The sequence below is a fragment of the Ramlibacter sp. GS1-15 genome (assembly GCF_057785015.1).
Genome location: NZ_JBYNTU010000001.1, coordinates 2,949,682 through 2,970,333, shown reverse-complemented (window position 1 = coordinate 2,970,333; position 20,652 = coordinate 2,949,682). Strand labels below are relative to the sequence as shown.

Below are 20,652 nucleotides of genomic sequence, written 5' to 3'. Positions count from 1 at the left end.
TCTTGCACTCATGATGCACGGGCCCGAACAGGCAGCAACTGCCGAAGAATCAACTTGTACAAGCTTGAATCCTTGTAAATCGCGAGTGACAGCAACAAGCCGGCAGCTCCCAATTTCACGGGAAGCGGCGCTTCGGTAAGACACACGCCTAAACTTGCGGAGACAAGGAAGAAGGGGAATGCCGACATAGCGACTGATTGAATGAAAACACCATTCAGACGCAGCAGAAGTGCCGTATCCAGTGCTACGCGAACAGTCCATGCCACGGCGGCGCCCACGACAGCCAAAGAATGAATGCCGTACCAAAGCAAGGCGAAATACACCGGAATTTCGAACAAAAAGATCAGAGTGACCTTTTTGGGACTCTCTGTCGCTAAAAATCGAGCGTGATGCGGAACGGCTAGCGAATTGATCCACACGCCTACCAATATCAGTTCACCCACGCCTCGGCTTTCCTGCGCCAGTTCCCGGCCGACCCATAGAACAAGGAAAGGGTGAAACGCGACTAGCCCGACAATCACAACGGGCGTCATTACAGCCAGCAGCATGGCCGCTGCGCGACTAGCCAGCGCTTTACCCTCTGCGCTGTCGAGAGAGGCCGCTTTGGGAAACAGTGCTGACGAGACACTTCCAGATATGACCAACCCTTTCGAAACCAGGTCATAAGGCACTGTGTAATGCGTGACCGCGCGGGCGCCGCTGACAGAAGCGATGATGAGCCGATCGATCGTCACCAGAAGCGGGGCCATGGCGTTCATCACGGAAATCCAGCCGCCATATCCTGCCATCTCCCGAAGATGAGGCCTGTGAATCGAAGGACCGCCGAATATAGGAACGTGCCGCCTGCACTGCGCGAACAGAATCAAGTTGGTAATCGCCCTCGAAAGGAGAATCGCCGGTACTAGGTACCAGAGTTCCACGTGGCCAGTCATGGCGAGAGCCAATGGAACGAGTTGCACCAGCAGGTTCCCGACCGTCTGGGTGAGATTCGCTTCGTAGAAGCGAAATCGCGCCTGAAGCGCCCCGAACAACACGCTGCCGGGAAGGACAAGCGGGAGCGCGAACGCTAGCCAGAGCACGGCCGTTTCCGCCTCTGCCCGCAACGCCGGAGACATTTTGAACTGCGAGGCAAGCAAATAGCGCGAGACGGCATACAGAGCGATGCTTCCCAGTGCCGCCAGTACAAAGGAGGCTACAAGCCCAGTCCATACCACTTGGCTCCGGTCGACGTCGGTGCCATGTGCGAGTCGCGCGACGCGCTGCGTCACGGCGCGACCAAAACCAAAATCCACAAAGGCGAAATACCCTAGTAATGACCAAATAACGGCTAACACCCCGAACCGCTCCACCCCGATATAGCGAAGGTAGGGCGGGACTGTGATCAACGCGATCACCAGCGGCACAACTGCACCCGCCAGATTGGTAAGTGTGTGCTTTCCAATGCTCATTGCGATGAGATGCGCTGTCGCGACAAGCCATAGTCCAACAGCACCGCGTGGTCTTCTTCGCGGTCCCAGCCTGCAATCGACTCGCCACCCGCGGGGGCTCGCTCGACGTAACGCAAGGACTGTGTGAGTAGATACGCGACGAGGCACACGTCGACCAGATCTGAGCGCAAGTCCTTGTGTGTGTCGACAACCTGCTGCCGCGCCTTCTCGTAGCGTCGCGCTGGTTTCTGCCCGAGTGAAGTTGTCGCGTTCAGGACGAAGTGAGCGATGTCATGACCCGGCAGTGAACCGTCCGATGCGTATTCCCAATCGAAGACGTACAGCCCGTGCTCGCAAGAAAATGTATTCCAGGGCGTGAAGTCGCCATGGCACATCGAGGTCACGACGATTTGATCGGGCTGCGATGAGAAAAAGTCCAGCGCGCGCAGCATGCGCTCTTGCCAAGCTGGGGGCAAGCGTTCAAGCACACGATCCACACGCTCGCGATATTCGGCCTCGACCATACGCAAGGCGCACACCGCGCCTTGCGTTGTTTGCGACAGGCTCCGCACGAAGCTCACATGCTCTGCAGTCAGTTCGGTTGCCGATCGGCTTGCCGGTGTCTTTAACGTGTCTGTCACCAAGATCGTGGCGTCCTGCACACGGCCCGCGTGGAGCACGCGCGGAACAGCGACTCCGCGTATCGAGGTGGATTCGAGCTTTCGCAGCACGGAAGCCTCGTGCATCAAAAGCATCCCAACATCCGGGTTACGCGAGATCTTGGCGAACGCGAGGATCCCGCCACTGTTATCCATGATCTGCACGGCGACCTTCCGGTGGGGGCTGTCGGTGCCTGTGAAGAAGGCGAATTTGACGGTATTGCTGCTGCCGATCAGCCGTGCCAACTCCTCACCCGCCGAGATGTAGACCTTGCGCCTCGCCCAGAGGTGCTGAAGATGCGCGCGACTCAGCCATGACGCGATCGCCTTGATGCAGCGCGCCGACTGCAGCACCGGTTGGAACAATGCCAGCCCGCTAGCCGCGAGCTGTCCTGTCTCCAGCGGGAGCAGCCACCAGCGCGCGTTCGAGCGCGCGCCGATCAATGCATAAGGTGCAGCGCCGCCCACCGGCGTGTTCGAAACTTCTATGCCTACAGCGGCGAGGTCCTGCAAGGCGGCCGTGAAGACCGGGTGGGCGAGCGGGGCGGGGAGGGTCGCATCCAGCGCGCCGGACGCGCTATTGCCCATAGCGGTAGTCGCGGTACTTGTATCCACCGTACTTGTAGCTGTAGCTGCCGTAGTGGCGGCGGCTCAGGTCGACGGCGTTGAAGAGAACGCCCGTCACGGACTGCCCGGCGTGCGCCAGTCGCTTGGCGCATTCGGTCAATTCGCCCAGCTGGCTCTGCTCGGCGCGCGCGACGAGCAGCAGCGTGCCGGCATGCGCCGCCACCGACAGCGTGTCGGCGGCCGCCAGCACCGGGGCGGTGTCGATGATCACCAGATCGTACGCGGCGCTCAGTTTGTTCAGCACGTTGGCGAAATGGCCGCTCATGAGCAATTCGGCCGGATTGGGCGGCAACGTGCCCGTGGTGATCACGTCCACATTCGGTACCAAGTTCTTCCGCAGGGCCGCCTCCGGCTCAATACTGCCCGCGATCAATTCGGACAGGCCGCCACCGCGCGAAACGCCGAAATAGAGATTGAGGTAACCCTTGCGGAGGTCCGCGTCGATCAGGAGCACGCGCTTGCCAGCGCTTGCCAACACCGCCGCGAAATTGACGGACACGAAGCTCTTTCCGACCCCGGGTGTCGCCCCGGTGATCAGGACGCGGTTGTTCCTGGCCTCCAGCATCGCGAACTGAAGCGCCGTGCGCAGGCTGCGCAAGCTCTCCACAGCGATGTCGTTCGGATCCGCCTGCGCGAGCACGTGCACGCCGGGCTGGCGTTCCGCGACTTGCCGCGCCATGGCCAGCTGCGGCGCGCTGAGCGGGATGCTGCTGTACACGTTCAGGCCGGTGTGCGCCTCGATCTCGTGCGAGCTGCGGATTCCGCGGAAGAACGCCGCCCGCGCGAGTGCCGCGACCACTCCCGCGACAAGGCCTGCGACCAGCGCGAGTGCGAGCGTCAGGGCACGCTTCGGCTTGATCGGGTTTTCCGGCATCGCCGCCGGATCGACCAGGCGCACGTTGCCCACCTTGCCCTCGCGGATCAATTCAAGCTGCAGGGCATTATTCTGAAGCTGCACGTACAGGTCGTTATTGACCTTGACGTCGCGTTCCAGTCGCAGCGCGTCCTGCTGGAGATTGGGCAGCGACTTGATGCGGGAGTTCAGCTTGGCGATCTCTCCCTGCCAGCCGGCGATTTGCTCGTCGAGGGTTTTGACGCTCGGATGATCCGGTGTGAAGCGCGCGATCAATTCACGCCGCTTCTGCTGCGCTTCCATCAGCTTGCCCTGCAGGTCCACGCTTTGGCCCAGGATCAACTTCGCCTCATCGTCCAGCGGCGCGACCGTGCCTTTTTCGTTGCGGTACTTGCTGAACGCGTCTTCGGATTGCTGCAGCTGCTTCTTGAATTCGGGCAGTTGCGCATTCAGGAACGTCAGCGTCTTCTGGGCCTCTGCGGCCTTGCGCTGGACGTTCTGCTGTACATACTGTTGGCCGATCTCGTTGAGGATGCGAACCAGCTTGCCGCGATCCACGTCCTGGAGTCGGGCGTCGATCACGCCCGACTGCTTGCCCTTTTCCTCCAGCTTGAGGTTTTGCTGCAGGGTCTCGATCATGTCCAGCCGCGACTGACGGACCAGCGAGAATTCCGCTCCGGGCTTGCCCTGCAGGCTCGTCACCAGGAGCTTGATCGGTCCCTCGGGCGTCTGTTCCACCAGCGGCATGCCAATCGTGCCCTCGAGCGGCTGCTTCAGATCGGGATGCATGAGCGTGTACTTGCCGGCGGCACGCGCCACGAGGACAAAGCGCGAATGCTCCATCGAAGCGGGGACATCGAACGCGCTGACCTTGAGGGACTCGCTGCCGCTGACCCACCCGCCGAACCCGAGCAAGCCGGGATTCGAAAGGTCCTTCGCACGCCGCGCAAGCCAGTCACCCACGATCGGGAGATAGTTGGGGCGAGCCTCGATGTACAGCAACGTGCTGTCGACGGCCTGGCCGATGATCATCCGCGAGCGGATGATTTCCATTTCCGCCGTCGCGGGTGTCTTCACGTCGAACAGGCTGGCCGTTTCGCCGAGGAAACCTTTGGCCGAGTTCGGGGAATCCTCGACCTGGATCAGCAAGTTGGATTCGTAGACGGGCTTGGCCAGGAAGGCATACGCACCGCCGATCGTGACCGCGACTGCGGCGATGGCCGCGATCATCCATCGACTGTCGACGATGATGTCCCAGTACTCGGAGAGGTTGATTTGATCGTCGTCGTTCGCGACAGCGGGAACTTGTTTGACCGCGAACTGGTTCTGGAGCAGATGGTGGGGGGCGTTCATGGCTCGTGGTCACATGCGTTGGATGCGATGCACCCAATCGTTGACGCCCCGGTCGATCAACGACAGGGCGCGGCGAAAGGCAGCTTCGGGTTGGCGGTACGGGTCCGGGATGTCTTGCTTGGCGAATTCGCCCAGCCTGAACACTCGGCCCTTCACTTGCGGGAACAGGCCTTCCAACTGGCGGCGCTGCCCCGCGTCCATGACGAAGATGATCTCCGACTCGAGGCACATCTGCCGGTTGATCTGGGTGCCGCGATGCCCGCTGATGTCGATTCCGCGTTCGTGCATCAGCCGCTGCGCCACGTCGTCTGCGGGCATGCCGATCAATGCTCCGAGCCCGGCGGAACGCACTGTTGCCTGAGGCAATGCGGTAGCAAGCAGGCCCTGCGCCATCGGGCTGCGGCAGATGTTGCCCTCGCACAGGACGAGAATTGCCATCATGGGTTCACGATCTGCCGCGTGGTGTTCAACACACTCGCCGAGGGCAGGATGAGGGAGATGACGCGGTTCCAGTTCACGAGCGGGACCGGATCGATGTACACCACGTCGCGCGCTTGCAGCGGGAAAGTTTCCGCAAGAGCCAACGCGCTCGGCGCACTCGCGTTCAAGTGAAAGATCGCTGGGGAACCGCCCTGAGACGTATTGCGGATCACGTAGATCTGGCCGGTATTGGCGGTGTTCAGGTTCGGCCCGCCCGCTTCGCCGAGTGCCTCGTTCAGCGTCAGGCGGCCGTTGCGCATCGGCAGCGCCGACGGCCGCTGGATTTCGCCCATGACGAACACCTTGCGCTCGTCCCGGCTGCGCACGGTCACGAGGTCGCCGCTTTCCAGCAGGATCTGGTTGGGATTCACACCCATGTCCTGCAGCTGCATCAGGTCGATGACGGTCGTCTGGTTGTTGCGCGTCAACGTGACGAAGGAGCGATCGCCCGTGGGTGTGATTCCGCCGGCGCGGTTGATGGCTTCCGGCAGAGTCATGGGTACGTCCGTGAAGATCTGCGTGCCGGGGGTGCGCACCTCGCCTTCGACGTAAGCGCGGCGGCTGCGGAAGGAAGTGATGCGCACCGTCACCTGCGGCTCCTTGATCACACGCCGGATCCGGCTCGCAATGAGATCGGCCGCTTCGCTTTCGCCCAGTCCGGCCAGCTTGACGCGGCCGGCATAGGGGTACGAGATGAAGCCCTGGCTGTCCACGATGAAGCCGGGTGCGCTGCTGATTCCGGTCGGGTCGGCTTGCTGGCTGATCACCGTGCCGGCCATCGGCAGCAGTTCAGGGTGGTCGTAGACCACCACGTTCACGATGTCGCTCGGCCCGATCGCATAGGGCTTGGGTTCGGCAAACAGCTTCGCGATATCGGCGGGCGCGGTGCGCGGACGGGACTGCTGTTGCGCCTGGACCAACGCGGGCGTGATCGGCGTGATCACCCCTTGCGGGGGATTGTTCGCATCGGTGGGCACGTATTCGCCCAGTGCGATGCTCGAGCGATCCTTGGGGGCTGCGTAGTCGAACCCAGGCGTGGTCACGACCGCGCAGCCGTGCAGGACCAGGACGCCGAGTGAAAGTGCAAACAGGCGGCACGCAGCCGCCGTCCTCTTCGAAACCATTGAATTACTGTCCCGTTTTGTAAATCTTTGTCAGCGAGACTGTACCGCGTAGCTCAACAAGGCCCACCCGGATGGATATGTAACAGCCGGGTTGCGGACCAATGTCACATGCCAGCCGACCTCGAGGTCGGCCGGCATCCCATCAAGCGCCAGTGATCGGCTTCAGAGTCACCGTACCGACAAGGCTGCCGTTGAGCGTCAGCTGACCGCCCGCGCTCACGCCGACGGTGACGCTCGAGTTCGCGGACGATGCGGCCCCCAGCACGAGCGCGACAGGCCGCGACGTCGCGGTGCCGTTGGCGACAGCACCTGCGGTGCCAACGTTCAGGTTGCAGGGGTTCACCGTAACCGTGCTTCCCACCTTCAGGGTACCCACCGTGCCGTTGATCGCCGTGACTGCGAAGTGGCAGGAACCGAAGGTCGTCGTGCCGGTAGCCGTGCCGGTACTCGTCGCGATCGAGAACGCGGGCGAAGCGCCCGTGCTCGTGAATTGCACCGTGGTCGCCGTGGAGGTGCCGAACTCCGTCACGCCGGACGGGAAGGGGAAAGCCGTGTTGGCGACCGCAGGCGCTGTCGTCGAATTTGTCGCAAGAGTGGTATCGCTGGCCGCAACCTCCGCGGGCTGGTCGCCGCCACCTCCGCCACATGCGGACAAAAGTGCCGCCGTCATCACGACCGCAACTGCATTCGCCAACCGATGCCCCATCTCTGTTTCTCCAAAAGTAACGATAAGAAGCATAATGTAACTGTCCTCGCATATGCGCGTAAAGCGATAAATCAGTGACGCTCCTCACGATAAAACGTGCCCAACTCGCGTTTTTGGCCTTCGCGGCATTGCCTGCGCACGCAGTCGACACGAACCTGGTCCCATCTGGTTACACCGGGCTGGGCATGACGCCGACGGCGCGGATTCTGGACTGGGGTCAGGCCGCCGCGAGTTATGAGCCGCAAGTGGCTGGATATCCAGCTCGCCTGGCGGGGCACGACATGGCCTTGGGATTCGGGCTGCTGCCCAACCTGGAAGTCGTCGGCCGGCTGGCCACCAGTTCCTTCCGTGAAAACTGCTTCACGACCGCCTGCGGTGTGCGGCACCTGGTCGCCTCGGCCAAGGTGGGCATCCCGCTCGACCGGAACAAGCAATGGTTCGTCGGCGCGGGGGCCGTCGACGTGGGAGGCGCGACCAACTTCTTTCGTTCCTACTATGGCGTCCTGACCTACGACAACGGACCGTTCCAGGCCAGTGCGGGCGCAGCACGCAGGTCGGGTACGGGAAACGCGGGCTCAAGGTCGCCCCTCGATGGCGCGTTCGGCTCGATGGCCTGGCAGCCCTTTCCGCTGATTCGCGGACAGGTCGAGATCAGCGGACGCAACGCGTGGGCAGGCGTGCGCGCCTTCGCGCCGGCGGCGTGGCTTCCCTCGGGGTGGAGCCTGTCGGCCGGTGCCAACGCGAGGCTGAATGACAACACGCTCACCAAACGCAGGTGGTGGGACGTTGCCCTGTCCGTGCCGCTGTACAGGACTCCGCAGATGCCGCGTTCACCGGAGGCCGCGCGTCCCTCGTCGGTCACAATGGCCGCGCCGACAGAGCAGCCGCGAGCTGAGCCCGCACGGGCTGAGCAGCCCCTGCCGGCGCGCGAACTGGTTGCGGAAGCCACGGAACCCACCGATGACCGATTGCGCGGGCTGGCCGCGGCGCTCGAAGCGCGGGGATTCGAAGACATCTCCGTCGGCCGCATGCCGGACCGGACGATCGCCGTGCGCGTGAACAACGGCAGCTTCAGGCGCAATACCGTCGATGGACTGGGCGCCGCCCTGGGTGTCGTTGCCCGCCAACTCTCGTCCCTAAAATCGGGCTATCGGCTGATCCTCACGCAGCGGCAGATCCCGTTCGTCGCGGTGACCGGGCAAGCCGACTGCCTGAAGCAATGGATCGATGGCCCGGCGAACACGTGCACGGCGGGTGAAGTGTCGACGCCGGCGTCGGCCAACGTCGACAGCTTGCATGACGGTGTGGCATGGGTGGTCACGGGACAGAAGCCGGCGTGGCAAACCGTGCGGGTGAAGGTCGGCCCCGTGCTGAGGACCAAGGTGGGCACGGAGGTGGGCGCCCTCGACGTGGACGTCGGCGCCAACATCGATGCCGAGCTTCCGCTATGGCGAGGCGCGAGCGTCGATTGGGGAGTCAACGCGCCGATCGCGCATTCGCGCAACTATGAACCCAATGCAGTCTTCGGCAGCCTGCGTATTCGGCCCGGCACCGAACGCCTTGCTTTCACGCAAACGCTGCCGCTTCGCTTCGTGGGGTCGATCGCGGGCCCGGTGCAGGTGCAACTGACGGCTGGGCGCATCGGCACGTACTACGACGGCGTGCTGGGCTCGGCGCGCTGGGAGCCCGGCGAGGGACGGCACCGGCTGTCGGCCACTGCAGGCGCATTCCGCAACAACCAGTACGAAGGCGGCTTGGGCCCGTTGGGCACATTGCGCCGGGCCTATCCGGCTTATGCGAGTTATCGCTACAGCGCCCTGTCCACCCGCACCGACCTCGAAGCCACTGCGGGTCAATTCATGAACAACGATCGCGGCGTGCAGCTCGGCATGCGCCAGTGGTTCAACGACGTATCCATCGGCTTCTACTACAAGAGGACGCGGGACAACGGCGGCAGTTCGGCGCACCAGTTCCTGGGGTTCGAAGTGTCGCTGCGACTCGGACCGCGCCAGGATTGGCGGCCCACGTCGCATGTGCAGGTGGGCGGCCCTGATCGCTTCGCGCACTCCGTCGAAACCGTCATCCGCGAGCGCACGAACGCACTGCGGCTGGGGCGCGGAATGCAAGCTCCCACGAGCGACCTGAATACCGTGAACAACCTGGACCGCTCGGGGCTCGCGTACTTCGAGGACAACCTCCCGCGCATTCGCGAGGCCGCGCGCTACTGATCACCCGCGTGCAGGGGCTGGTGCCGGAGGCCGGAATCGAACCGGCACGGGTTTTACCCCGGGGGATTTTGAGTCCCCTGCGTCTACCAATTTCACCACTCCGGCACAGTCTGAGGGGCAATCGAAAATTATGGCACAGTGACCCTCATGACTCCGTCCACTTCTTACCCGACGATCGAGGACGCGATCGGCAAAACCCCCCTTGTGGCCTTGCAACGCATCGGCGCCGCCGAAAATCGCGAGCGCGGCAACGTCATCCTCGGCAAGCTCGAAGGCAACAACCCCGCAGGTTCCGTGAAGGACCGGCCGGCCCTGTCGATGATCAAGCGCGCGGAAGAACGCGGCGAGATCAAGCCCGGCGACACGCTGATCGAAGCGACTTCCGGCAACACCGGCATCGCCCTGGCGATGGCGGCGGCGATTCGCGGCTACCGCATGCTGCTGATCATGCCGGAGGACCTGTCGGTCGAGCGCGCGCAGACCATGAAGGCGTTCGGTGCCGAGCTGATCCTCACGCCCAAGAGCGGCGGCATGGAATATGCGCGCGACCTGGCCGAGAACATGCAGCGCGAAGGCAAGGGCCGCGTGCTCGACCAGTTCGCCAATGCCGACAATCCGCGGATCCACTACGAGACCACGGGGCCCGAGCTGTGGGACCAGACGAAGGGGCGGATCACGCACTTCGTGAGCGCGATGGGGACGACGGGCACCATCACCGGCGTCTCGCGGTTCCTGAAAGAAAAGAACCCGGCGATCCGCATCATCGGCGCGCAGCCGAGCGAGGGCTCGCGCATCCCGGGCATTCGCAAGTGGCCACAGGAGTACTTGCCGAAGATCTACGATCCCGACACGGTCGACGAGCTGGTCTCGGTCTCGCAAAGCGACGCCGAGGAGATGTGCCGGCGCCTCGCGCGCGAGGAGGGCATCTTCGGCGGCATCTCCGCCGCCGGCGCATGCTGGGTCGCCCAGCAGATCGCGGCGCAGGTGCGCGATGCGACCATCGTGTTCGTGGTGTGCGACCGCGGCGACCGTTACCTCTCCACGGGCGTTTTCCCCGCGTGATGCAGCACGAGTGGCGTTACTGCCCGAACTGCGCGAATCCGCTGCAGGCCGTGGTGCAGCTGGAGGACGGCGGCGAGAAGTCGCGCCTGCGCTGCACGGCCTGCGCCTGGACGCACTGGAACAACCCGACGCCGGTGCTCGCCGCCGTGGTCGAGTATCAAGGGCATATCCTGCTCGCACGCAACGCGGCCTGGCAGGGTCGCCGCTTCGCGCTGATCACCGGTTTCATGGAGGCGGGCGAGACGCCGCAGCAAGGCATCGCGCGCGAGATCAAGGAGGAGACGAATCTGGATGCACGCGAGATTCATCTCATCGGCGTGTACGAGTTCTTCCGCATGAACCAGGTCATCATCGCGTACCACGCGGTCGCGGAAGGCGAGGTGCGCCTCTCGCCTGAGCTTGCGGAATACAAACTCTTCGCGTACGACGACGTGATGTGCTGGCCGGCGGGCACCGGCTACGCGCTCGCGGACTGGCTGCGTAGCCGCGGGCACGAACCGAAATTCATGGACATGCGATGAACATCGACAAGGAAATCGATACGAAGGGGCTCAACTGCCCGTTGCCGATCCTGAAGGCGAAGAAGGCGCTGGCCGATATGCAATCCGGCCAGCTGCTCAAGGTGGTGGCCACCGACGCGGGCTCGCTGCGCGACTTCCAGGCCTTCGCCAAGCAGACCGGCAATGAACTGGTGGAACAGCAGACGATCGGCAGCGAGTACGTGCACGTGCTGCGCCGCCGCTGACAAGTCAGCGGCTCTTCAGGAATTCCTGGAACCCGGGCCCGACCTCCGGATGCCGCAGCGCGAAGTCGACGGTCGCCTCCAGGAATCCCAGCTTGCTGCCGCAGTCGTAGCGCTTGCCTTGGTACTGGTAGGCGTGCACGCCCTCGGTATCGATCAGCTTGGCGATACCGTCCGTGAGCTGGATCTCGCCGCCTTGTCCACGCGGATTGTTGCGGATGTGTTCGAACACTGCGGGCGTGAGGATGTAGCGGCCCGACACGCCCATCCGTGAGGGCGCTTCCTTGGGGGAGGGCTTCTCCACCATCTTCTGCACGCGCATGAGCCGCTCGCCGGCGGGCTGGCCCGCCACGATGCCGTAGCGCTTGACGTGTTCGGCGGGGACTTCCTGCACGGCCAGCAAACTTGTCGCCTTTTCGCGGAAAACGTTGACCATTTGTGCCAGCACGCCGGGCCCGCCGTCCGGGCCGCACATCAGGTCGTCGGCCAGCAGCACGGCAAAAGGTTCGTCTCCGACCAGGGGCTGCGCGCAGAGAACGGCATGTCCCAGCCCCAGCGCCCGCGGCTGGCGCACGTAAGAGCAGTCCATGTCCTCGGGGACCGAGCGCACCAGCTGCAGCAGGTCGTGCTTGCCGTTGGCTTGCAGCTCGTTCTCGAGTTCGTAGGCCGTGTCGAAGTGGTCCTCGATGGCACGCTTGTTGCGGCCCGTGACGAAGATCATGTGGCGGATGCCGGCCGCGTAGGCCTCTTCGACGGCGTACTGGATGAGGGGCTTGTCAACGATGGGCAGCATCTCCTTGGGCTGCGCCTTGGTCGCGGGAAGGAAGCGGGTACCCAGGCCAGCTACGGGGAACACCGCCTTACGGATTTCTGTGAATTTATTCATGGACGACACAAATGTTTACAGCTAAAGTCTGCCGCACTTTCGGGGGAACGCCCCGAGTATCCGGCTGAAGTTCAGCGGGTACCTGTAAGACAAGGACGCAACCGGGTGGACATCCTGCTTCTCGAACAGCTGGTGCCTGAAGCGCTGGCGTGGCTCGAGGCCCGCCACTCCGTCGAGACGCGACCGGATCTCGCGCTTGATACTAGCGCCTTACGCAGGGCGGTCTACAACGCCCACGCAGTAGTTCTTCCGCGCAAAGTACAGGTCACGCGCGAATTCCTCGATTTCGCGCCCGTGCTCAAAGCGGTGGCGCGCATGCACGCCGGCACCGACAACACGGACCTGGAAGCTTGCCGGGATCGCCGGGTGCGTGTCATCCAGGCCACCACGGCCAACGTCCGCTCGAACGCGGAATATCTCCTCGCGTCCTTGCTGCTGCTGTTCAGGCGCGGGATCGGCTCGTCGCTGATCGGCGACCGGCATGCCAGCATCCGCATGGGGCGCGAGCTCAACGGCAGCATCATCGGCATCTTCGGCCTGGCGCCGACGGCACACACACTGGCGCTGATGCTGCATGCGCTGGGCGCCAAGCTCGTGGGTTACGACCCGGCCGTCCACCACACGGCGCCGATCTGGAGCCGCCTGAATATCCAGCCGCTCGCGCTGACGGACGTGCTGGCGCAAGCCGATGCGGTCTCGGTGCAGATGATGTACGCCTCGCGGTACCAGGGCTTCATCAACGACAAGGTGCTCGCGCACTGCAAGCCGGGCCAGGTGTGGGTGGGGACCAGCCGCTCGCAGTTGTTCGATGTCGATGCGCTCGCGAACGCGCTGACGGATGGCCGCATCGAGGCCTGCATGCTCGACGGCGCGGAGTCGGGCTTTGCTTCGCGGGGCACCCCGCTGCACGACTTGTCCAACCTGTTCCTCACGCCGCGCATCGGTTCGCACACGCGGGAGTCGCGCCTGCGCGCGAGCTGGTACGTGGCCCACCGTATCCACGAAACGCTCGCCGCTCCCCGCGTGAGCGCGCTCGACCAGCTCGGCAGCGGGCCGGCGGCGCTGGAGAACGGCACGCCGCAGTTCATCGTCCGCTGACGATCACCCCAGTCGCGCGAGCTGGTCCTGAACCTTGTCGAGTGTTGCCGTGAAGTCGGCGATGCGCTTGCGCTCCTGCTCGATCACCGCGGGCGGCGCCTTGGCCACGAATGCCTCGTTGGCCAGCTTGCCTGTCGCCTTCGCGAGTTCGCCACGCAGCCGATCGGCTTCCTTGGCCAGGCGCACCTTCTCGGCCGCGACGTCGATTTCCATGTAGAGGCACAGGCGCGTGGCACCGACCACTGCCACCGGCGCGGCTTTCGCGGCGGCGGCCCAGGAAGCCGCGTCGTCGAACAGCTTCACCTCGGACAGGCGGGACAGCGCCTGCAGCACTGGCGCGACCTCGCGGATGAAGGCGGCGTCTTCCGGCGATCCGGCGACCACGTAGGCGGGAAGCCGGGTCGAAGGCGAGACGTTCATCTCGCCCCGCAGGTTGCGGCAGGCGTCCACGATCGCCTTCAACCTGGCGGCATGGGTCTCGGCCTGCGGATCGATCGCGGCCGCATTGCTCTCCGGGTAGGGCGCGACGCTGATCGTTTCGCCTTCCTTGCCGGCCACGCGGGCCACCACTTGCCAGAGCTCCTCGGTGATGAACGGAATCACGGGGTGGGCCAGGCGCAGGATCGCCTCCAGCACCCGGATCAGCGTGCGGCGCGTGCCGCGCTGCTGCGCGGCATCGCCCACCTGAATCTGCACTTTGGCGATCTCCAGGTACCAGTCGCAGAACTCGTCCCAGACGAACTGGTAGATCGTGTTGGCGACGTTGTCGAGGCGATATTCGGCGAAGCCTTTGGCGACATCGGCTTCTGTGCGCTGCAGGAGCGAAATGATCCAGCGGTCGGCCGCCGTGCGCGTCGCGCCTTCTTCGGCGAGGTCCTGGCCCTCGCAGTTCATCAGCACGAAGCGCGACGCATTCCAGAGCTTGTTGCAGAAGTTGCGGTAGCCCTCGCAGCGCTTGGTGTCGAAATTGATGTTGCGCCCGAGGCTCGCGTAGCTGGCCATCGTGAAGCGCAGCGCGTCGGCGCCGTAGGCCGGCATGCCTTGCGGGTATTCCTTGCGAACGCGGGCGGCGACCTTGGGCGCGGTTTCCGGCTTGCGCAGGCCCACGGTCGACTTCTGCACCAGCGTCTCGAGGTCCGCGCCCTGGATCAGGTCCACCGGGTCGACGACGTTGCCCTCGGATTTCGACATCTTCTTGCCGTCGTGGTCGCGCACCATGCCGTGGATGTACACGTTGCGGAACGGCACGCGCCCGGTGAAGTGGGTCGTCATCATGATCATGCGCGCGACCCAGAAGAAGATGATCTCGTAGCCGGTCACGAGCACCGAGGAGGGCAGGTACAGGTCCATGTCCTCGGTCTGCTCCGGCCAGCCGAGCGTCGAGAAGGGCACGAGCGCCGAGGAGTACCAGGTGTCCAGCACGTCCTCGTCGCGGCGAAGCTTCTTGCCGGGCGCCTGCGCCTGCGCTTCGGCCTCGCTGCGCGCGACGTAGATGTTGCCCTGCTCGTCGTACCACGCGGGAATCTGATGGCCCCACCAGAGCTGGCGCGAGATGCACCAGTCCTGGATATTGTTCATCCACTGGTTGTAGGTGTTGACCCAGTTGTCCGGCACGAAACGCACGGCGCCGGACTGCACGGCATCGATCGCCTTCTGCGCGATCGACTTGCCCGCCGGGTCCTTGTCGCTCACCTTGCTCACGGCGACGAACCACTGGTCCGTGAGCATCGGCTCGACGACCTGGCTGGTGCGCGCGCAGCGCGGCACCATGAGTTTGTGCTTCTTCGTCTCGGCGAGCAGGCCCTGCGCCTCGAGGTCGGCCACCACGGCCTTGCGCGCGGCGAAGCGGTCCATGCCGCGGTACTTCACCGGCGCGTTCTCGTTGATCTTCGCGTCCAGCGTCAGCACGCCGATCATGGGCAGCTTGTGCCGCTGGCCGACGGCGTAGTCGTTGTAGTCGTGCGCGGGGGTGACCTTCACGACACCCGTGCCGAATTCGCGGTCCACGTAGTCGTCCGCGACGATCGGAATGTCGCGGTCACACAGCGGCAGCTTGACGGTCTTGCCGACCAGGTGCTGGTAGCGCTGGTCTTCCGGGTGGACCATCACCGCGACGTCACCGAGCATCGTTTCGGGACGCGTGGTTGCCACCGTGAGCGCACCCGAGCCGTCGCTGAGCGGATAGCGGATGTGCCAGAGGAAGCCATCTTCCTCCTCGCTCTCGACTTCGAGGTCGCTCACCGCGGACTTCAGTTCCGGGTCCCAGTTCACCAGGCGCTTGCCGCGGTAGATCAGGCCCTGCTCGTACAGCCGCACGAAGGTTTCGGTGACGATGGTCGAGAGGTTCTCGTCCATCGTGAAGTACTCGTGCGACCAGTCCACGCTGGCGCCCAGGCGGCGCATCTGCGAGGTGATGATGTTGCCGGACTTCTCCTTCCACTCCCACACCTTCGCGACGAAGTTCTTGCGCCCGAGGTCGTGGCGCGAGAGCTTCTGGTCCTGCAGCTGGCGCTCCACGACGATCTGCGTGGCGATGCCCGCGTGGTCGGTGCCCGGCACCCAGACCGTGTTGAAGCCCCGCATACGGTGGTAGCGCGTGAGGCTGTCCATGATCGTCTGGTTGAACGCGTGCCCCATGTGCAGCGTTCCCGTGACGTTGGGCGGCGGCAGCTGGATCGAGAAGGCCGGCTCGCCCGCGCGCGCTTCACCGGTGCCGCGCCAGCCCGCCTTGGCGAAGCCGCGCTGCTCCCACCACGGCCCCCAGCGCGCCTCGATGGCGGCGGGTTCGAAGGATTTGGAAAGCTGGCCGAGGCCCGGCTGGGCGGTTTGATCGTTCATGAGCCCCGTAATTTTATCGGGGCGGGGCTCTCCGCTCAGGCAGTGGGCCGGTCAGCCAGCATGTGGCGTGCGGCATTCACGCATTCGGCCAGCACACCGCTGTCACCCACCTGGTTGGCCAGCAGCAGGATCAGCCGGGCGTTGAGCAGCTGCGACTGCTCGGGCGTGAGGCCGGCATGGGCATCGAGCAGGCGCTCGTAGAAGCCGTCGGCGTCCTGCAGGTTCGACTCGGTCTTCACGCCTGCACCTCCGATGTCCCGAGGCAACGGCTCACGGCATCCACCAACGCTGCATCGACCGATTCGCCCGTGGCCGCCACATAGGCGTCGGGCCGCACGAGCGCCCACACGTGTCCGTACACGTGGCACGCGCCTTTCAGGTGTCCTTCGGCGTCGTGCACATGCTCGACCACTTGGGGGTGTTCGTTGCTGCCGAGCACCTGGATCGCCAGTACGGGCGCGAGGTCGGTCAGGGCCCGCACGCGCTCGAGCGATTCAGCCCCGATCTCGCCGAACAGCAGCAGCAACAGCCGACCTTCGGCCCAGCGCAGCAGCTCGCTCACTGTGCCGGCCGACCCGTCCGCCCAATGGAACTGGACGTTCTGCACCGGCAACCCCCCACCGTCGCAACAGGCGCGAGACTTCGTGTACGGGTTGGCAACGGCCATGCGGCCGGTGTTCACGAAATGGCGCGCGAACGGGTACTGGCGCGCCAGGCCCAGCGCCGCGTCCCGAAAGAGCTTTTCGACCGCGCTGGCGGGCCGCAGGAAACGCGCGGTGCGGTTCGTGACCAACACGTTCTGCCGTGCCGCCTCGTGGCGCTCGTCGTGGTAGGTGTCGAGCAGGGCGGGTGCCGCGCAGCCCTTGAGCACGGCGGCCAGCTTCCACGCCAGGTTCTCGGCATCCGCGATGCCGGTGTTGCCGCCGCGCGCGCCGAAGGGACTGACGACCTTGGCGGCGTCGCCCATGAAGAACACGCGGCCGTGTCGCATCCGGTCGATGCACTCGCTCTTGTACGCGTAGGGCCCGACCCAGACGATTTCGAGCTCGCAGTCGGCGCCGAAGTGGCGCGCGAGCCGCTCGCGCACCACGTCCTCGCGGCTGACTTCATCAGGGTCCGCGTCAGGCGCCATCTGGTAGTCGATGCGCCACACCTCGTCGCCCATGGGGTGCTGCCACACGGCGCGGTCTTCGTTGAACGGCGCTTCCACCCACGTGTGGCGCTCCGTCGCATGCGGCGCGTCCGCGCGGAACCGCACGTCGGCGATGCACCAGCGGTCATCGCCCTTCTTCGCCGTCACCGAGGCGCCGACCCATTTGCGGAAGGGCGTGTGCGAGCCGGTCGCGTCGATCACATGGTCGGCCTGCATGGTGTACTCGCCCTGCGGCGTGGAGACGCGCAAGGTGGCCCCATCGTTGTCCTGCTCGAACCCGACGACCCGGCTGCGCCAGCGCATGTCCACGTGCCCGAGCTCGCGGATGCGGTCGACCAGGAACGCCTCGACGTAGAACTGCTGGATGTTGATGAAGGGCGGCTGGCAGGACAGGTTGTAATTGCTCTGCTGGCGCAGGTCGAACGAATACACCTCGTCCTTGCCGGCAAACGTGCGGCCCACGCTCCAGCGGATGCCCTTGGCCGCGATGCGGTCGTAGATACCGAGCCGCTCGAAGATCTCGAGCGAGCGCTGCGTGTAGCAGATGCCGCGCGACGACGCGCCCTTCACGCCCACCGTGTTGTCTTCGTCGAGCAGCACGCAGTCGATGCCGTACGTCGCCAGGCTGCAGGCCATGGTCAGGCCCGTGAGCCCGCCGCCGCAGATCACGATGGGGTAGCGGCCCGGGGTGCCGGGAGCCAGTTCCGGTGGCGGCGTGAACTCGTACTCGGGCAGCACGTAGCCCGAGCCTTGCGCGAACTCGTAGCCGTTGGTGAACGCGGCCCGAGCGTAGACCGCACTCATTTCCGGACGAACTCGGGCCGGTCGTTGCGCTGCGGCTTCAGTGGCTCGGCCGCTTTGCCGGCGGCGCGTTCGCGGCGCCATTGCTCCTTGCGTGCCGTCCATTCCGCCAGGCGCGCGTGCGCCGTCTTGCTCTCCTGGAGCATCTGGAACTCGTCGGCGAGCTGGGCCGTGAGCTCCAGCCGCACGCCGTTCGGGTCGAAGAAATAGATGCTGTGGAAGATGTGGTGGTCGGTGATGCCCAGCACGTCGATCCCGTTGGCTTCCAGCCGTGCCTTCATGTCCTTCAGCGCCTGCACCGAGTCGACGCGGAAAGAAATGTGGTTCACCCACTTTGGCGTGTTGGGCGAGGGCTCGCACGCCTGGTCATCGCCCAGGTCGAAGAAGGCGATGAACGAGCCGTCCTGCAGGCGGAAGAAAAAGTGCGTGTAAGGACAGTACTCGCCCGTGCTCGGCACGTAATCGCTCTGGATGATGTGGTAGAGCGGCAGGCCGAGGATGTCTTCGTAGAAATGGCGAGTCTCTTCCGCATCCTTCGCGCGGTATGCGTAATGGTGGAGCTGGTGGATCGGCGGCGGGGGCGGCAGCGCGGCAGGGTTCGGGTCCTTCAGGACGGCGGCCATGGCATCTTCCTCAATTTACTATTGCGTAACGCGTTTACTATAGCGTAATCGCACTTGCCTCGCGCCCGGGAGCTGATCCATACTATCGCCAGCGATCAGCGATAGATAATTCCGATAGGGTGGATAGCGGGCCCCAATTGGACGCGCGCATCACCGCCGCGCTACCCTCGTCGCGCTTTCCCCATCAACCACCAGGAGATCACCATGGCAGCACTCAAAGGCTCCAGGACGGAAGAAAACCTGAAGGCCGCCTTCGCGGGCGAGTCGCAGGCCAACCGCCGCTACCTGTATTTCGCAAACAAGGCCGACGTCGAAGGGCAGAACGACGTGGCGGCGCTGTTCCGCTCCACGGCCGAAGGCGAGACGGGCCATGCGCACGGCCACCTCGAGTGGCTCGAGCAGGTCGGTGACCCTGCGACGGGCCTGCCCATCGGCTCGACGCGCGACAACCTGAAGGCCGCCGTCGCCGGCGAGACCCACGAGTACACCGACATGTACCCGGGCATGGCCAAGACGGCGCGCGACGAAGGCTTCGACGAGATCGCCGACTGGTTCGAGACGCTCGCCAAGGCCGAGCGTTCGCACGCGAACCGCTACACCAAGGCGCTGAACGAGCTGGCCGACTGAAAGCCCGGACGATGGCGCGTGAAGGCAACCTGGAGGCGCCCACGCGCCATCCCATCGACTGGAAGAGCGAGCAGTACTACGACGAGACCGCGACGCTCAAGGAACTCGAGCGCATCTTCGAGATTTGCCATGGCTGCCGCCGCTGCGTGAGCCTGTGCAATTCATTCCCCACGTTGTTCGACCTGGTCGACGAGGGCAAGACGGGCGAGGTGGACGGGGTCGCCAAGCAGGACTACTGGAAGGTGGTCGACCAGTGCTACCTCTGCGACCTGTGCTACATGACCAAGTGCCCCTACGTGCCGCCGCACGAATGGAACGTGGACTTTCCGCACACGATGCTGCGCGCCAAGGCGATCAAGTTCAAGAAGGGCGAGATCGACTTCGGGCCCAGGCTGCTGTCCTCCACCGACGTGCACGGGCAGCTCGCGGGCATTCCGGTGGTGACGCAAGTGGTCAACGCGGTCAACTCGACGAAGCCGGCGCGTGCGGTGATCGAAAAGACGCTCGAGGTCGACCGCCATGCGTGGCTGCCGGCGCTCGCGACGCGGCGATTCCGCAGCGCAGCGCCCAAATCCAAGGACGTGCCGGTCAAGGACGGCGAGCGCACGCCCGGCAAGGTCGCGATCTTCTCGACCTGCTACGTGAACTACAACGAGCCCGGCATCGGCCTGGACCTGATCAAGGTCCTCGAGCACAACGAGATCCCGTACGAGGTCGTGCACAAGGAGAAGTGCTGCAGCATGCCCAAGCTCGAACTCGGCGACCTGGATTCGGTCGACGAGAGCAAGCGCGCGAACATCCCGGTGCTGGCCCGGTACGCGCGCGAGGGGTGGGCCATCATCACGCCGGTGCCGAGCTGCACGCTGATGTTCAAGCAGGAAATCCCGCTGATGTATCCCGGCGATGCCGACGTGCAGGCGGTCAAGGAAGCGATGTGGGATCCCTTCGAGTACCTCACGTCGCGCCGCCGCGACGGCCTGCTCAAGACCGATTTCACCCGGCCGCTTGGCAAGGTGAGCTACCAGGTGCCGTGTCACCAGCGCGTGCAGAACATCGGCAGGAAGACCGAGGAGCTTCTCAAGATGATTCCCGGCACGCAGGTCCACACGAACGAACGATGCTCGGGGCATGCCGGCACCTATGGTGTGAAACTGGGCACGCACCAGGTTGCCATGAAGATCGGCAAGCCGCTGTTCAAGCGCATGGCCGATCACCCGGCGGGCGGCGAACCCGACTACATCAGCTCCGACTGCGCGCTGGCCGGCCACCACATCGGCCAGGGCTTCGCGGTGAACGGCCTGGGCGACCCGAAGCTGCAGCATCCGATTTCGCTCGTGCGCATGGCGTACGGCTTGAAGTGAGGCG

The 20,652-nt window shown here is 64.6% G+C and carries 18 protein-coding genes and 1 tRNA gene; 7 read left to right on the top strand and 12 right to left on the bottom strand.

Going from position 1 to position 20,652, the window contains the following annotated elements; all coding sequences use genetic code 11:
- Nucleotides 1-8: 8 nt before the first annotated feature.
- The 6 genes from AC3EF3_RS14830 to AC3EF3_RS14805 form a co-directional block, all read right to left on the bottom strand.
- Complete coding sequence (locus tag AC3EF3_RS14830) at nt 9-1,448, bottom strand: flippase (protein ID WP_488532913.1); 1,440 nt, start codon at nt 1,446-1,448, stop codon at nt 9-11.
- Nucleotides 1,445-2,674 carry a phosphotransferase gene (locus AC3EF3_RS14825; protein ID WP_488532912.1) on the bottom strand — a complete coding sequence of 410 codons (1,230 nt, stop codon included), beginning with the start codon at nt 2,672-2,674 and terminating at the stop codon, nt 1,445-1,447. The genes AC3EF3_RS14830 and AC3EF3_RS14825 overlap by 4 nt, the downstream gene beginning before the upstream one ends.
- On the bottom strand, nt 2,664-4,919 hold the full coding sequence (locus AC3EF3_RS14820; RefSeq protein WP_488532911.1) for a polysaccharide biosynthesis tyrosine autokinase: 2,256 nt from the start codon (nt 4,917-4,919) through the stop codon (nt 2,664-2,666). The genes AC3EF3_RS14825 and AC3EF3_RS14820 overlap by 11 nt, the downstream gene beginning before the upstream one ends.
- A 9-nt stretch (nt 4,920-4,928) precedes the next feature.
- Nucleotides 4,929-5,360, bottom strand: coding sequence for a low molecular weight protein-tyrosine-phosphatase (locus tag AC3EF3_RS14815; RefSeq protein WP_488532910.1), 432 nt, complete (start codon nt 5,358-5,360; stop codon nt 4,929-4,931).
- The gene (locus tag AC3EF3_RS14810; RefSeq protein WP_488532909.1) at nt 5,357-6,523 is read right to left on the bottom strand and encodes a polysaccharide biosynthesis/export family protein; all 1,167 of its coding nucleotides are present in this window, start codon (nt 6,521-6,523) and stop codon (nt 5,357-5,359) included. Before AC3EF3_RS14810 ends, AC3EF3_RS14815 begins: the two co-directional genes overlap by 4 nt.
- A gap of 142 nt (nt 6,524-6,665) precedes the next feature.
- A complete protein-coding gene (locus AC3EF3_RS14805; protein ID WP_488532908.1) occupies nt 6,666-7,262 on the bottom strand; it encodes a hypothetical protein in 597 nt (198 codons plus the stop codon).
- A gap of 41 nt (nt 7,263-7,303) precedes the next feature.
- Between AC3EF3_RS14805 and AC3EF3_RS14800 the strand changes: the two genes are divergently transcribed.
- Nucleotides 7,304-9,457 (top strand): YjbH domain-containing protein, encoded by a 2,154-nt coding sequence (locus AC3EF3_RS14800; RefSeq protein WP_488532907.1) that lies wholly within the window; start codon nt 7,304-7,306, stop codon nt 9,455-9,457.
- Nucleotides 9,458-9,475: 18 nt separating this feature from the next.
- Here AC3EF3_RS14800 and AC3EF3_RS14795 read toward each other — a convergent pair.
- A tRNA-Leu gene (locus tag AC3EF3_RS14795) sits at nt 9,476-9,562 on the bottom strand.
- Nucleotides 9,563-9,604: 42 nt separating this feature from the next.
- Here AC3EF3_RS14795 and cysM point away from each other — a divergent pair.
- From cysM to AC3EF3_RS14780, 3 genes are read left to right on the top strand one after another with little or no spacing between them, the layout of a single operon-like run.
- Nucleotides 9,605-10,519, top strand: coding sequence for a cysteine synthase CysM (cysM, locus tag AC3EF3_RS14790; RefSeq protein ID WP_488532906.1), 915 nt, complete (start codon nt 9,605-9,607; stop codon nt 10,517-10,519).
- Nucleotides 10,519-11,040: an NUDIX domain-containing protein gene (locus tag AC3EF3_RS14785; RefSeq protein WP_488532905.1), complete on the top strand. Its 522-nt coding sequence runs from the start codon at nt 10,519-10,521 to the stop codon at nt 11,038-11,040. The genes cysM and AC3EF3_RS14785 overlap by 1 nt, the downstream gene beginning before the upstream one ends.
- A complete protein-coding gene (locus AC3EF3_RS14780; protein WP_488532904.1) occupies nt 11,037-11,264 on the top strand; it encodes a sulfurtransferase TusA family protein in 228 nt (75 codons plus the stop codon). The genes AC3EF3_RS14785 and AC3EF3_RS14780 overlap by 4 nt, the downstream gene beginning before the upstream one ends.
- Nucleotides 11,265-11,268: 4 nt before the next feature.
- Here AC3EF3_RS14780 and galU read toward each other — a convergent pair whose 3' ends face one another.
- Nucleotides 11,269-12,147 (bottom strand): UTP--glucose-1-phosphate uridylyltransferase GalU, encoded by an 879-nt coding sequence (gene galU / locus AC3EF3_RS14775; protein ID WP_488532903.1) that lies wholly within the window; start codon nt 12,145-12,147, stop codon nt 11,269-11,271.
- A 105-nt stretch (nt 12,148-12,252) separates the two neighbouring features.
- On the opposite strand from galU, the gene AC3EF3_RS14770 reads away from it, so the two are divergent.
- Nucleotides 12,253-13,245, top strand: coding sequence for an NAD(P)-dependent oxidoreductase (locus AC3EF3_RS14770; RefSeq protein ID WP_488532902.1), 993 nt, complete (start codon nt 12,253-12,255; stop codon nt 13,243-13,245).
- A 3-nt stretch (nt 13,246-13,248) separates the two neighbouring features.
- Here the strand turns inward: AC3EF3_RS14770 and AC3EF3_RS14765 are convergent, their stop codons facing one another.
- From AC3EF3_RS14765 to AC3EF3_RS14750, 4 genes are read right to left on the bottom strand one after another with little or no spacing between them, the layout of a single operon-like run.
- Nucleotides 13,249-16,083, bottom strand: coding sequence for a valine--tRNA ligase (locus tag AC3EF3_RS14765; RefSeq protein WP_488532901.1), 2,835 nt, complete (start codon nt 16,081-16,083; stop codon nt 13,249-13,251).
- 35 nt (nt 16,084-16,118) lie between these two features.
- Complete coding sequence (locus AC3EF3_RS14760; RefSeq protein WP_488532900.1) at nt 16,119-16,322, bottom strand: DUF2783 domain-containing protein; 204 nt, start codon at nt 16,320-16,322, stop codon at nt 16,119-16,121.
- Entirely contained in the window at nt 16,319-18,040 is a 1,722-nt protein-coding gene (locus tag AC3EF3_RS14755) for an FAD-dependent monooxygenase (RefSeq protein WP_488532899.1), read from the bottom strand. The genes AC3EF3_RS14760 and AC3EF3_RS14755 overlap by 4 nt, the downstream gene beginning before the upstream one ends.
- Complete coding sequence (locus AC3EF3_RS14750; protein WP_488532898.1) at nt 18,037-18,660, bottom strand: VOC family protein; 624 nt, start codon at nt 18,658-18,660, stop codon at nt 18,037-18,039. The genes AC3EF3_RS14755 and AC3EF3_RS14750 overlap by 4 nt, the downstream gene beginning before the upstream one ends.
- 204 nt (nt 18,661-18,864) lie before the next feature.
- Here AC3EF3_RS14750 and AC3EF3_RS14745 point away from each other — a divergent pair, with 204 nt between their 5' ends.
- Nucleotides 18,865-19,287, top strand: a complete 423-nt coding sequence (locus AC3EF3_RS14745; RefSeq protein ID WP_488532897.1) for a rubrerythrin family protein — start codon at nt 18,865-18,867, stop codon at nt 19,285-19,287.
- Between the two features lie 11 nt (nt 19,288-19,298).
- Nucleotides 19,299-20,648 (top strand): (Fe-S)-binding protein, encoded by a 1,350-nt coding sequence (locus tag AC3EF3_RS14740; RefSeq protein WP_488532896.1) that lies wholly within the window; start codon nt 19,299-19,301, stop codon nt 20,646-20,648.
- Nucleotides 20,649-20,652: the final 4 nt, after the last annotated feature.

What these genes read in the sequence shown, in the direction of transcription:
- AC3EF3_RS14830 (WP_488532913.1), bottom strand. Translation starts at nt 1,448, where the DNA reads ATGAGCATTGGAAAGCACACACTTACCAATCTGGCGGGTGCAGTTGTG.
- AC3EF3_RS14825 (WP_488532912.1), bottom strand. Translation starts at nt 2,674, where the DNA reads ATGGGCAATAGCGCGTCCGGCGCGCTGGATGCGACCCTCCCCGCCCCG.
- AC3EF3_RS14820 (WP_488532911.1), bottom strand. Translation starts at nt 4,919, where the DNA reads ATGAACGCCCCCCACCATCTGCTCCAGAACCAGTTCGCGGTCAAACAA.
- AC3EF3_RS14815 (WP_488532910.1), bottom strand. Translation starts at nt 5,360, where the DNA reads ATGATGGCAATTCTCGTCCTGTGCGAGGGCAACATCTGCCGCAGCCCG.
- AC3EF3_RS14810 (WP_488532909.1), bottom strand. Translation starts at nt 6,523, where the DNA reads ATGGTTTCGAAGAGGACGGCGGCTGCGTGCCGCCTGTTTGCACTTTCA.
- AC3EF3_RS14805 (WP_488532908.1), bottom strand. Translation starts at nt 7,262, where the DNA reads ATGCTTCTTATCGTTACTTTTGGAGAAACAGAGATGGGGCATCGGTTG.
- cysM (WP_488532906.1), top strand. Translation starts at nt 9,605, where the DNA reads ATGACTCCGTCCACTTCTTACCCGACGATCGAGGACGCGATCGGCAAA.
- AC3EF3_RS14785 (WP_488532905.1), top strand. Translation starts at nt 10,519, where the DNA reads ATGCAGCACGAGTGGCGTTACTGCCCGAACTGCGCGAATCCGCTGCAG.
- AC3EF3_RS14780 (WP_488532904.1), top strand. Translation starts at nt 11,037, where the DNA reads ATGAACATCGACAAGGAAATCGATACGAAGGGGCTCAACTGCCCGTTG.
- galU (WP_488532903.1), bottom strand. Translation starts at nt 12,147, where the DNA reads ATGAATAAATTCACAGAAATCCGTAAGGCGGTGTTCCCCGTAGCTGGC.
- AC3EF3_RS14765 (WP_488532901.1), bottom strand. Translation starts at nt 16,083, where the DNA reads ATGAACGATCAAACCGCCCAGCCGGGCCTCGGCCAGCTTTCCAAATCC.
- AC3EF3_RS14755 (WP_488532899.1), bottom strand. Translation starts at nt 18,040, where the DNA reads ATGAGTGCGGTCTACGCTCGGGCCGCGTTCACCAACGGCTACGAGTTC.
- AC3EF3_RS14750 (WP_488532898.1), bottom strand. Translation starts at nt 18,660, where the DNA reads ATGGCCGCCGTCCTGAAGGACCCGAACCCTGCCGCGCTGCCGCCCCCG.
- AC3EF3_RS14745 (WP_488532897.1), top strand. Translation starts at nt 18,865, where the DNA reads ATGGCAGCACTCAAAGGCTCCAGGACGGAAGAAAACCTGAAGGCCGCC.
- AC3EF3_RS14740 (WP_488532896.1), top strand. Translation starts at nt 19,299, where the DNA reads ATGGCGCGTGAAGGCAACCTGGAGGCGCCCACGCGCCATCCCATCGAC.